The organism is Blastomonas sp. UPD001, assembly GCF_003426715.1.
Taxonomy (GTDB): Bacteria; Pseudomonadota; Alphaproteobacteria; order Sphingomonadales; family Sphingomonadaceae; genus Blastomonas.
The window spans coordinates 347,996-353,951 of record NZ_QKVT01000001.1; the positions used below are offsets into that span (position 1 = coordinate 347,996).

Annotated in this window: 6 protein-coding genes; 1 reads left to right on the top strand and 5 read right to left on the bottom strand. The window is 67.0% G+C overall.

Going from position 1 to position 5,956, the window contains the following annotated elements; genetic code table 11:
* The 5 genes from DM995_RS01695 to hisG form a co-directional block, all read right to left on the bottom strand.
* Window positions 1–1,363 (bottom strand): sodium/proton-translocating pyrophosphatase (locus tag DM995_RS01695; protein ID WP_198669222.1); only part of this gene is annotated, 1,363 nt, incomplete at its 3' end.
* Between the two features lie 143 nt (window positions 1,364–1,506).
* Window positions 1,507–2,427, bottom strand: a complete 921-nt coding sequence (thiL, locus tag DM995_RS01700; RefSeq protein ID WP_116968288.1) for a thiamine-phosphate kinase — start codon at window positions 2,425–2,427, stop codon at window positions 1,507–1,509.
* A gap of 182 nt (window positions 2,428–2,609) precedes the next feature.
* Window positions 2,610–3,056 (bottom strand): transcription antitermination factor NusB, encoded by a 447-nt coding sequence (gene nusB, locus DM995_RS01705; protein WP_116968289.1) that lies wholly within the window; start codon window positions 3,054–3,056, stop codon window positions 2,610–2,612.
* Window positions 3,057–3,066: 10 nt separating this feature from the next.
* Window positions 3,067–4,356 (bottom strand): histidinol dehydrogenase, encoded by a 1,290-nt coding sequence (gene hisD, locus DM995_RS01710; protein ID WP_116968290.1) that lies wholly within the window; start codon window positions 4,354–4,356, stop codon window positions 3,067–3,069.
* On the bottom strand, window positions 4,353–5,018 hold the full coding sequence (gene hisG, locus DM995_RS01715) for an ATP phosphoribosyltransferase (protein WP_116968291.1): 666 nt from the start codon (window positions 5,016–5,018) through the stop codon (window positions 4,353–4,355). Before hisG ends, hisD begins: the two co-directional genes overlap by 4 nt.
* Before the next feature lie 38 nt (window positions 5,019–5,056).
* On the opposite strand from hisG, the gene DM995_RS01720 reads away from it, so the two are divergent.
* A partial coding sequence (locus tag DM995_RS01720) for a DUF2332 domain-containing protein (protein WP_157973267.1) occupies window positions 5,057–5,956 on the top strand: 900 nt, incomplete at its 3' end.

A 5,956-nucleotide genomic window follows, 5' to 3' on the forward strand; every position in this document is an offset into this window, starting at 1 on the left:
GCTGGCCGATCTCGACCGGCGCATGGACAGCGGGCTGTTCCTCCATCTGCATGGCCGTCGCCAGCATCGCGGTCGCCGCAAAGGCGATTCCGACGATCCCCGCCAACTGATAGGCGACGATCACCGCGACGACGATCAGCAGCGTCGGCAGCGCCGTCGCCTCGAGGCTGATCGCCAGACCCTGGATGACGTTGGTGCCGTGCCCGGTTTCCGATGCCTTGGCGATCGAGCGGACCGGGCGATAGTTGGTGCCGGTATAATATTCGGTGATCCAGATGATGAGGCCGGTGACGCCCAGGCCGATCAGCATGGTGAGATAAAGGTCCATGCCGGTGAAGGTCGCCGGGCCTGCGGCATCGGCGGTCTTCATCGAATAGGCGGTGGCCATGCCGACCACCGCATCGGTGACGAAATAGAGGCCGATGGCCGAGAGCACGGCGGTGACCGCAAAGCCCTTGTACATCGCGCCCATGATCGATCCGCCCGATCCCAGCCGGACGAAATAGGTGCCGATGATCGAGGTGATGACGCACAGCCCGCACAGGCCGAGCGGCAGCCCGACCAGCGGCAGCAATGCGGTGTCGTCGCCCGCCACCAGCAGCGCGATCGCGACCATGGTGACGCCGATGGTGACGACATAGGTTTCGAACAGGTCGGCGGCCATGCCGGCGCAGTCGCCGACATTGTCGCCGACGTTATCGGCGATCACCGCCGGGTTGCGCGGATCATCCTCGGGGATCCCCGCCTCGACCTTTCCGACCAGGTCCGCGCCGACGTCGGCCGCCTTGGTGAAGATGCCGCCGCCCAGACGCGCGAAGATCGAGATCAGCGATGCGCCGAACGCGAGCGCGACCAGCCCGTTGACGATGTTACGGTCTTCCGGATCGCTGAGGCCATGGCCCGCTATGGCATAGAGGTAATAGAAATAGCCCGCGGTTGCGAGCAAGCCGAGCCCCGCCACCAGCATGCCGGTGATCGCACCCGCGCGGAAGGCGAGGGTCAGCCCCGCCTGAAGCGAGGTGCTCGCGGCCTGAGCGGTGCGCATGTTGGCGCGCACCGAAATGTTCATGCCGATATAGCCCGCCACGCCCGAGAGGACCGCGCCCAGCACGAAGCCGATGGCGGAGACGGGGTTGCCGAACTTGTCGAGAAGCGCCCAGACCAGCACCAGCATCACGATGCCGACAATGGCGATGGTACGATACTGACGGCCCAGATAGGCCTGCGCGCCTTCCTGGATGGCCGCGCCGATTTCCTGCATCCGGGCATTGCCGGGCGATTGGCTCAAGACCTGTCTGCTGGTGAATATGCCATAGAAAACTGCAACCACCCCGCACAGGATGGCTATCAAGACCACGTTCATGCGTCGCTCTCCCAAAAAGCGAAGGCCTCTCGGCCGAACAGGCGATCACCGCGCCCTTCATGAACGTCAGCGTCCCCCTTGCATAGGTATAAGCGGGTGTTGCAGGCGTGCAACTTAATAAAGTTAGGGAGATGGATGTGCGCTCAGCCGTGCAGCCAGCCCAGTTTTTCGGGGGTTTCGACCGGCATGCCGTTCCAGCTGAGGCTCACCCCTCCGCCCCCATTGCCATCGCTGGCATGGAAGCCGCCGATACGCGTTGCAGGCACCGGCAGATGCGCTTCGGCATCGGCGGCGAACAGCAGCTGGTAATCGTCGCCCCCGGTCGCGGCGGCAAGCGCCGCGGCCTGATCGAAATCGGGCGAGAGCGGCACCTGCGCGAGGTCGATCCGCACCGCGAGCCGCGAGGCGCGCGCCATGCGCGCGGCATCGATCAGCAGCCCGTCGGACACGTCCATCATCGCATGCGCGACCTGCGCGAGCAGGGGCCCATCGGCAAGCCGCGCCTGCGGCCTGCGATAGGCCTGCACGAGCGATGCCGGTTCGGTCTTGCCCGCCTGGAGCAGGCCCAAGCCCGCCCAGCCATCGCCGATCGTGCCGGTAACGAACAGCCCGTCGCCCGCCAGCGCGCCGCCGCGCGACGGCGGCACGGGGACCGAGGGCAGGCCGATCGCCGTGAGCGACAGCACGCGCGCCTGACCCGCGGGCACGCTGACGGTATCGCCGCCGATCAGCGCCAGGCCGTGATGGTCGAGCGCGGCCTTCAGGCCCCCGGCAAAGGCCGCGTCCCAGCCCGCATCGCGCGACAGGCTGTGACCGGTGAGACACGCGAGCGGGCTCGCCCCCTTGGCGGCCAGATCCGAGGCGTTCACCGCGACCAGCTTCCACGCGATGTCGGCGGGCGGATCGTCGGGCAGGAAATGCACGCCTTCGACCAGCATGTCCTTGGTGAGGACGAGCGCCTGCTTGCCGATGGTCAGCACCGCGGCATCGTCATCGAGCCCGCGCGCCGCCGGATCGGTGGCGATGGTGCGCAGCAGATCGATAAAACCGGGTTCGGTGGTCATGCGGGTTTACCCCTTGTGCCTTACGTCCCTCGACTGCGCTCGGGACAAACGGACGGGTGGTGCAACTCGCCTTGAGCTTATCCCGTTTGTCCCGAGCCCTTCGACGCCGCCTAGCGGCGCCGCTCAGGATAAACTTCAGCGGAACGCTGAAGTCGAGGGACGTTTGCGCGACCTGGCGTCAATTAACGCCGCACATCCTTGGCGATCCCGTCGAGCAGGCCGTTGGCAAAGCGCGTGTCCTTGGCGTCGAAGAACGCGTGCGCGACATCGAGATATTCGTTGATCACGCTGCCCACCGGCACATCGGGCCGCGCGAGCAGCTCGTATGTCCCGGCGCGCAGGATCTGGTGCAGCGTGCGGTCGATGCGGCCGAGCGACCAGCCTTCGGCCAGCTTGCCCTCGATCAGGGCGTCGATCTCCGCGAGCCGCTCGGTGGTGCCCTTCACCACATCGTCGAAGAACGCGACATCGGCCTCGGCATATTGCTCGTCCTCGATTTCCGCGCCCAGCCGGTGCTGGTGGAATTCGTGGAGCAGCTGCGCGACCGGGGTCTTTTCCATCGTGTGCTGGTAGAGCGCCTGGACGGCGGCGAGCCGGGCGGCGGAGCGGGAGCGGGATTTCTCGTTCATGTCGTTTCCATCAGGTCAGCCGGCGCCGGACGCTCTCGGCATGGGCGGGCAGGCCTTCCATCTCGGCCAGCGCGACGGCGGCGGGGCCGATCTCGGCAAGGCTGTCGGGATCGAGCTGGATGAAGCTGGTGCGCTTCATGAAATCGAGCACCGAAAGGCCCGAGGAAAAACGTGCGCGCCGCCCGGTGGGCAGCACGTGGTTGGGCCCGGCGACATAATCGCCCACGGCTTCCGGCGTATGACGGCCCAGGAACACCGAGCCGGCATGGCGCACCTTTGCGAACAGCGCTTCCGGATCGTCGACCGCGAGTTCGAGATGCTCGGCAGCAAGGCGGTTGACCAGCGGCATCGCGTCTTCGAGGCTGTCGACCACGATGATCGCGCCATTGTCTTCCCACGCCCTGGTCGCGACCTTGCGCGTCGAGAGCGCGGCGAGCTGCACGCCGACCGTGTCCGCGACAATATCGGCAAAGCCCGCGTCATCGGTGAACAGGATCGACTGGCTGGTCGGATCATGCTCGGACTGGCTGAGCAGATCGGCGGCGATCCATTCGGGATCGTTCTTGCCATCCGCGACCACGACGATCTCGGACGGCCCCGCGACCATGTCTATGCCGACCACACCGTAGAGCTGGCGCTTGGCTTCGGCGACCCAGGCATTGCCCGGGCCAGTGACGACATCGACCGCGCGGATCTTCTGCGTGCCATAGGCGAGCGCCGCCACCGCATGCGCGCCGCCGATGCGCCAGATCTCGTCCACCCCGGCGAGATGCGCGGCGGCGAGCACCAGCGGATTGACCTGACCCTTGGGCGTCGGCGTCACGACGACGAGCCGCTCGACCCCGGCGACCTTGGCCGGAATCGCGTTCATCAGCAGCGACGAGGGATAGGCCGCACGGCCGCCGGGCACGTACAGCCCTGCCGCATCGACCGCGCTCCAGCGCGCGCCGAGGCGCACGCCCGCAGCGTCGGTATAGTCGCGGTCCTCGGGCAGTTGCGCTTGGTGATACGCGCGGATGCGATTGGCAGCGAGATCGAGTGCGGCGCGAAGGTCATCGGACAGCGCGGCATAGGCGTCGGCGCACGCATCCTTGCCGATGCTCCAGCCATTGCCGTCGAGGCTGTGGTCGTCGAAGCGCGCAGTATAGTCGGCGAGCGCCGCATCGCCGCGCGCCTTCACATCGGCGATGATCGCGGTGACGTCGCGGCTGACCTCGACATCGCTTTCGCGCCGACCGCGCACCAGCTTGTCGAACGCCTGGGCGAAATCCTTGTCGCGGGTGGAAAGCCTGAGCGTCATGCGGCCCGCCTGCGCTCTGCGGCGAGATCGCGAAAGGCGGACATGAGCGGTCCCAATCGCGCATGGTCCTTTTTCAGCGCAGCGCGGTTGACAATCAGCCGGGCGGAGACCTGGGTGATGACTTCGGTTTCCACGAGGCCATTGTCCTTGAGCGTGCGGCCCGATTCCACCAGGTCGACGATCCGGCGCGACAGGCCGAGCGAGGGGGCGAGTTCCATCGCGCCGTTCAGCTTGACGCATTCGGCCTGCACGCCCTGGCGCTCGAAATAGCGGCGGGTGATGTTCGGATATTTGGTGGCGACGCGGATATGCGAGGGGCGCGGCTGGTTGCTCGCCGCCTCGTCCGCAGGTTCTGCGACCGACAGGCGGCAATGGCCGAAATTCAGGTCCACAGGCGCATAAAGGTCCGAATAGTCGAACTCGTCGATCACGTCCGACCCGACAATGCCGATCTGCGCCGCACCATGCGCGACGAAGGTCGCGACATCGAACGCGCGCACGCGGATGATGTCCATGTCCGCGCGGTTGGTGCCGAAACGCAGCGACCGGTTCTTCGGATCGTGAAATTCAGGGGACGGCATGATACCCACCCGTTCGAGCACGGGCAGGGCATCGTCGAGGATGCGCCCCTTGGGCACGGCAAAGATCAGCGTATCGGCCATGGCCGCGGCATGTAGGGCCAAGCAGGGCAAAGGGCAATATGAACCGGAAAGAGGAAATCACCAGCGGCATCTCGTTTCAGGCGGATCATGCCGCGCATAATGGCGCGCCTGCGACCGGGGCCGTGTGCCGCGCGCAGATCGCGCTGATGGCAGGCGACACCGCCTGCGGACGCCGGATCGCCGGATGGCCGGGCCATGTGCTGACCGATGCGATGCCGCTGCGGCTCGCAGGCGGGCTGCACCATCTGTTCCGCCGAGGCGCCGCGCCGGAGCTTCGGCCGGTCTACGCCCAGGAGGTGACCGACCAATCGGAGGTGGACGCGATCGTCTCGGCGGTCGTCGCGCGGCACGATGCCGAGCTGCTCCCCTGGTTCGATGGCCCGCCGCAGACCAACGAGGCGGGGCGCTCGGCGAGCTTCGTCGCCGCTCTGCACTGGCTGGCGAGCCGCACCACCGACCGCTTCGAGCTCAACGAGATCGGATCGAGTGCGGGGATGAACCTGCTGATCGACCGTTACGGCTATGACCTCGGCGGCGTACGCTCCGGCCCCGGTAATGCGCCTTGCGTGATCGCGCCCGACTGGCAGGGGCTAGCGCCGCCTTCGACGCCATTCCGCATCGAGTCGGTGCGCGGGTGCGATCTCAACCCCATCGACGTGCGCGACAGCGCGGCTGCCGATCGGCTGATGGCTTATATCTGGCCCGAGGCCGAAGCCCGGTTCGCGCGCATGGAGGCAGGCATCGCGATGATCCGCGTTTCCGGCGTCGATCTGGTCCGGGCGGATGCCGCCGACTGGATCGCCGCACGGCTGGCCGAACCGCAGCAGCCGGGCGTCACCCGCGTGCTGATGCACTCGATCGTCTGGCAATATATCCCGCCCGACCGCCAGGCGATGATCGAGGCCGCGATGGCCGAGGCCGGCGCGCGCGCGACCTCC